This window comes from Streptococcus sp. 1453 (assembly GCF_013276955.1).
In the GTDB taxonomy this organism is placed as follows: Bacteria; Bacillota; Bacilli; order Lactobacillales; family Streptococcaceae; genus Streptococcus.
Map to the genome: position 1 here is coordinate 1 of NZ_VMLZ01000030.1, position 5,016 is coordinate 5,016.

At 41.9% G+C, this 5,016-nt stretch carries 6 protein-coding genes; all 6 read right to left on the reverse strand.

Features of this window, described 5'->3' with window-relative positions; translation table 11 throughout:
- On the reverse strand, window positions 1-807 hold an 807-nt coding region (locus tag HW098_RS10680; RefSeq protein WP_240149492.1), incomplete at its 3' end, for a YSIRK-type signal peptide-containing protein.
- A 19-nt stretch (window positions 808-826) separates the two neighbouring features.
- A complete protein-coding gene (locus HW098_RS10205) occupies window positions 827-1,573 on the reverse strand; it encodes a peptidoglycan recognition family protein (RefSeq protein WP_176140022.1) in 747 nt (248 codons plus the stop codon).
- 9 nt (window positions 1,574-1,582) lie between these two features.
- Window positions 1,583-2,998: a cholesterol-dependent cytolysin pneumolysin gene (gene ply / locus HW098_RS10210; protein ID WP_176140023.1), complete on the reverse strand. Its 1,416-nt coding sequence runs from the start codon at window positions 2,996-2,998 to the stop codon at window positions 1,583-1,585.
- A 10-nt stretch (window positions 2,999-3,008) separates the two neighbouring features.
- Window positions 3,009-3,419 carry a hypothetical protein gene (locus tag HW098_RS10215; RefSeq protein ID WP_000595757.1) on the reverse strand — a complete coding sequence of 137 codons (411 nt, stop codon included), beginning with the start codon at window positions 3,417-3,419 and terminating at the stop codon, window positions 3,009-3,011.
- Window positions 3,412-4,020, reverse strand: a complete 609-nt coding sequence (locus HW098_RS10220) for a hypothetical protein (protein WP_176140024.1) — start codon at window positions 4,018-4,020, stop codon at window positions 3,412-3,414. Before HW098_RS10220 ends, HW098_RS10215 begins: the two co-directional genes overlap by 8 nt.
- Window positions 4,021-4,032: 12 nt before the next feature.
- On the reverse strand, window positions 4,033-4,491 hold the full coding sequence (locus HW098_RS10225; protein WP_031222784.1) for a DUF4231 domain-containing protein: 459 nt from the start codon (window positions 4,489-4,491) through the stop codon (window positions 4,033-4,035).
- Window positions 4,492-5,016: the final 525 nt, after the last annotated feature.

Sequence of the window (5,016 nt, forward strand, 5' to 3'; positions counted from 1 at the left end):
TTTGTCCGATAGAGGATAGCTTCCCTGACCATTTGTGTAGTCTGTAACTTCATCCGCCGTTTCCTTGGCTTCTTGATTTTCTGCTGGTGCCGGCGTGGCAGGAGGAGTTAGTTGCCCCCTACGACCTCGCCCTCGTTTAGGAGTCGGACTTGGTTCACTCTGAGTCGCACCACTTCCTTCTCCAAGCTGAGCTGGGGATGTGAGTCCACCTGCCAAAGCCTTGTTGACCTCCTCAGTCAAGGTTTTCATGGCTTGAACTTGGGCATTGACCTCTTCTTGACTGGAGTTTGGATTTTCAAGAACAGCCTTAGCTTGTGCTAGACCTGCTTCTACACGAGCGTGAAGTTCTTTCATAGAATCCAGTGTCAGATTGGTAAACAGGGCTTGCAGGCTGGTTTGTGCAGACTCGGCAAGTGACTTATCTACAGTAGGACGACTTGCTTCTTCTGCTTGCTTTTCTCCCTTGCCTTCTTCGCTATCTTTTACTAGAGACTTGTTTTCATCTGATGCTTCTTGAGGCTTTTGATTACCTTGGCTAGATTGCTCAGACTGACTGGGATCTGTGTCAGAAGTTTTTTCACTTAGCTCTTCAGATACCCCCCCCGAGGAATCGCTTACAAGGTCGCTGGTTCTAGTCGTTCCACTCTCTGTCGCTGGAGAAATGTCAGGTGTTTGTGCCTGTACTGTCCCGTTGGCAAAAAACATCAGCGCAGCAACGGCAACGCTGGCAGCACCAAAGTGGTACTTCCTTATTGAGTAACGAAAAACCTTTTCCCCTTTGCGCTCTTCTTTACTTTTTAGTTTCATTCATTCTTCCTTCCTTTTTCTATTTGATTTCTTCTGTATAGTCTAGTGCGATCCAGCCCCTACCCGACTTCAACAAGCCCCAAGTATAGCCATCTGCTTCTTCTACCTGCATGATGGTAAAAGTCCCAAGAGGACAAAAACCTTGGTCAGGATAAGCCAGACCTGGGCCTGTTCGGATGTAGAGATCATCATCTACCACACGCACCAGATACTCTCTATTTCCATCTCGAGGCTGTTCCTCTTTCGATGCTTGGAAACAATCTCCAGCAAGAATCTCAGCCGCCATCTGGATGAGCCGATTTAGATCAATCCCACCAGGACAATCTGTAGCAGTAAATTCCTGGTGAGGATGGATGGTCTCACGATTGATTGGCAAATTATAACGATCACAAATATCTGCAATCAAACGTGCTGAGTTCCTGTAGGTTTCCTCTGCAATCGTCCAGTCAGGTTCCCCACGGTTATTTAAGTGTTCAATACCAATCGAACGCTGATTGACTTCATAGTTGCCAGCATGATAAGCGACGCTCTCTTCACCAACACACCCCCATATCTTATCAGGAGTCACCTGATAGTGAGCAGATGTGCCATGACCTGTAGAGACATACCAAGTACTTCTAGCCCCTTCATCACTCAGCCCACCATTATGGTGGATGACAATAGTATCAATATCAAGACGATTTTGATCGCTATTCATGATTTCCTCATCCACATCTGTGATCAGTCCTGAAAACAAATCACCATTCACTCTTTTTGTCGCAAACATTCTTCTCTCCTAATCATTTTCTACCTTATCCTCTACCTGAGGATAAAGAGTCGTTCCCCAAATAGAAATCGTCCGCTTACGCACTAGTGGCAAGTCGGTTTTTTCATAAACCGTACGCCACCATTCCCAGGCAAGTCCGGTACACTCTCTAATTTTGACAGAGAGATTGCGAACATTCCCTTTCAAAGGAATACTAGTGGTAAAATGAGCTGTCAAATCCTGCCCATTTCTGTTCCAAGACTTAGGAGTCAAAACTTCTTTACCTTGATAATCATAGGATAATTCATCCCAAGCAATGTAATATTGGGCAACATAGGCACCACTATGATCCAAGAGTAAATCTCCGTTTCTGTAGGCTGTCACCTTAGTTTCAACATAGTCTGTACTGTTTTGAAAGGTCGCAACTACATTGTCCCGTAAAAAAGAAGTTGTATAAGAAATCGGCAAGCCTGGATGATCGGCTGTAAAGCGACTGCCTTCTTGAATCAAGTCCTCTACCATATCCACCTTGCCTGTTACAACTCGGGCACCCGAACTCGGATCCCCTCCTAAAATAACCGCCTTCACTTCTGTATTGTCCAAAATCTGTTTCCACTCTGTCTGAGGAGCTACCTTGACTCCTTTTATCAAAGCTTCAAAAGCAGCCTCTACTTCATCACTCTTACTCGTGGTCTCCAACTTGAGATAGACTTGGCGCCCATAAGAAACACTCGAAATATAGACCAAAGGACGCTCTGCAGAAATTCCTCTCTGCCTTAAATCCTCTACCGTTACAGTATCTTGAAACACATCTCCTGGATTTTTAACAGCATCTACGCTGACTGTATAATAAATCTGCTTAAAATTAACAATCTGAATCTGCTTTTCGCCCGAATGGACAGAGTTAAAATCAATATCAAGAGAATTCCCTGTCTTTTCAAAGTCAGAACCAAACTTGACCTTGAGTTGTTCCATGCTGTGAGCCGTGATTTTTTCATACTGCATTCTAGCTGGGACATTATTGGTCTGACCATAGTCTTGATGCCACTTGGCCAACAAATCGTTTACTGCTCCGCGAACACTTGAATTGCTGGGATCTTCCACTTGGAGAAAGCTATCACTACTTGCCAAACCAGGCAAATCAATACTATAAGTCATCGGGGCACGATCGACCGCAAGAAGAGTGGGATTATTCTCTAACAAGGTCTCATCCACTACGAGAAGTGCTCCAGGATAGAGGCGACTATCGTTGGTAGCCGTCACGGAAATATCACTTGTGTTTGTCGACAAGCTCCGCTTCTTTCTTTCGATAACAACAAACTCATCGGGTAGCTGATTCCCCTCTTTGATGAAACGATTTTCAATACTCTCTCCCTGATGGGTCAAGAGTTTCTTTTTATCATAATCCATAGCTAGTATAAAGTCATTTACTGCTTTATTTGTCATCTTCTACCTCCTAATAAGTTCCTGGATTGAGTTGCATAAACTCAGACTTGTTCAGCGAAATCAGCCGTGGTTGGACTAAGTGATCCAAAATTTCCTCGTACAATTCTTCTGAGACATTGCGTCGCCGTCTGGCTAGATAAGAAGTCGGAATGACCGTATTATCCAACATAAATACCTTATCTAAGTCAATCAAGGTTGGTCTTGTAAAAGGATTACGAGCTAAATCCGGCTCTTCTATCATAAAGTTCTTGACCAAACGTCTGGTCAAGAGAGCTGGTTTGAAGGTCTGATTTTTAACCAACTCTTTGTTTTTAGTCATGCTGTTGTCAATACAAATATACATATGATTCTTCACAGCCAAATCGCTACTAATAGTCGGAAAAGGCAAATAAAGAGCCACAACATCTCCTCTCTTAATCAAGCAAGAGTACCCCCTTTTCTCCTAATGTAACATAGACAGGATTGACCAAGTCTTCTGATTGACTCAGTGCTTCCAAAGTTTGAGTTTGGCGCCCTGTCAATTTAGTAGCATCTTGTCTCTTCAATACAAAATGCTTGTCACCAATTACCTTGACACTATAATCCTTCTCCAAAGCTGACTGGTAAATCCACATCAGATCTTGTCTGTCCTGAGAACTCAAGAGAGAAGGATGTTCAAGTCTCCCTACAGCCTGATAAAAATCAAAAGCAGGAGCTAACTCTTGCCAATCTGATTGGCTAGTTGTCAAGGCTAGAAAAAGGGCTTTGCGAGCTGATACTTCTTGATTAGCCTTGAGAGTCCCTTTTCCCTCCAAGTTTTTTAGAAATTGGGAAACTCCAGAAAGCAAATCTTTCTCTAACTGCGAGAAATAAAAACCTTGCCTTCCCAGACACAAGTCTCTCAAGTCACTTTCTCTAGCAAATAAGAGTTCAAACATTTGATAATAAAAGAAAAATATCTGGCACTGAGTCGCGCTCATCTTTTCCTTGTCGGCTTCTTTTTTCAACCAGAGCAAGGGCAATAGGTAGCTGGATTGAGACATTTCCTCCACCTCCTATTCTTTTTTCTCTGGAGCATCTGCACTAGCTGCCACTTCTTTTGACTGGATACTTTCCCACTGGTTGATTTCCTCTGAGATAAGACCTTCGCATGTCTTGACAAATAGGGCAAAAGCCTTGGTTTTTCCTGCATATTTCTCCGTTTGGCATTGATAGAGGAATTTTTCTCTCTCCAGGAGTTGCGCAGTCTTTTGGTAAGAAATCCAGTGTTCTTTGGCATTATACAAATTGAGAATCCCCTCACACAGCAAGCCTAGACTGGACAAGGCAACCGAAATCAAACGGTAGCGATCACCTGGCATAGGAATAGCACAAAAAACAGCTATGAGAAAACCTGCCACGATTTCTGTTATTTTTAATACCTTATAGCGTCTACGATGTTGAACGCTTTTCTTTAAAAAATGAGCTATCTGTACGTCTAATCGATCTGTCAGGTACATTTCTTCTGGCGTCATGTTCGTAACCCCTTTTTATCTATTCATTCTATTCAAAAAACTAGGGTAACTGTCTAGTAGGCTTAGCAATTATTAATCATTTTGTCATGTTTTTTAGGAAAGGAAGTTTCATGTTTACATCTAGCGGAAAAGATCGTTTCTCCTACTAGCACAGTTTATCTAGCTTAATCATTATATCATAATCGGGACAATAAAACTTACTTACTTACTTACTTACTTACTTACTTACTTACTTACTTACTTACTTACTTACTTACTTACTTACTTACTCATGGTAGCTGATTTTATCAATGATTGCAAGCTCTGTATCTTGAAATGTCAGAATTATTAATTTTTTGTTACATACTGGTTTTTGCCATTGTAAGAAGGAGTTGCTTGATTTTTTATAGCAGAATGAAGTAATAACTGAATAAATTATTTGAGAAATTCAAACTAATTTTTAACAATATTTTAGAAACCAAGGAAACAGCGGAGGAAATTACAGACTACACAAATGGTTCAGGTAGCTATCCTCTATCGGACAAA